Origin of the sequence: Thermoactinomyces daqus (assembly GCF_000763315.1) — a bacterium.
Classification (GTDB): domain Bacteria; phylum Bacillota; class Bacilli; order Thermoactinomycetales; family Thermoactinomycetaceae; genus Thermoactinomyces_A; species Thermoactinomyces_A daqus.
This window is the reverse complement of record NZ_JPST01000060.1, coordinates 1-586: the sequence shown is the minus strand read 5'-3', so window position 1 is coordinate 586 and position 586 is coordinate 1. Positions and strand designations below refer to the sequence as shown.

Annotated in this window: 1 protein-coding gene; it reads left to right on the top strand. The window is 45.7% G+C overall.

The features are described 5' to 3' along the window. Positions 1-586: tyrosine-type recombinase/integrase (locus JG50_RS0116700; RefSeq protein ID WP_033102259.1), on the top strand; the 586-nt coding region annotated here is incomplete at both ends.

Here is a 586-nt window from a genome sequence, read left to right as displayed (position 1 = left end):
AACAAAAAGGTGGCAGCATTAAAAACATATTGGACCTTCCTGGTCGAAACGGATCGTGTTCAAACCGATCCAACCCGAAAAGTAAAAATGAAGTCGATTTCAACTTTACATGTCGCTCCGCGTTGGCTGACCAGGCGTGAACAAGCCCGTTTGATCGACGTAATGGAAATGGAGAAAAAGGACGAAACACCGAGCCATAAATGGAAACGGCTCCGTGATCTGGCTATGGCACAAATGATGTTGCAAGCAGGATTACGGATTGCCGAAGTTGCTGCTCTCAACTTGGATGATTTGGATATGAAACATCCCCGCGATAAGACGGTTATTGTCCGGCAAGGTAAGGGCGGGAAGTTTAGACCTATTCCCATGAACAAGGACTTAGCCAATGCCTTAAATAGCTGGTTGGAGGTTAGGGGAGAAAGTAAAGATGGAGATGAGGCGGTTTTTCTGTCTGAACGAAAAACACGGATAACGGATCGCGGCATAAGAAAGGCTCTTGATAAGTATTTTCGGATGGCCGATATAGACAATGCTTCCCCGCACTGCTTAAGACACACTTTTGCAAAAAACGTATTGGATCTTGGCG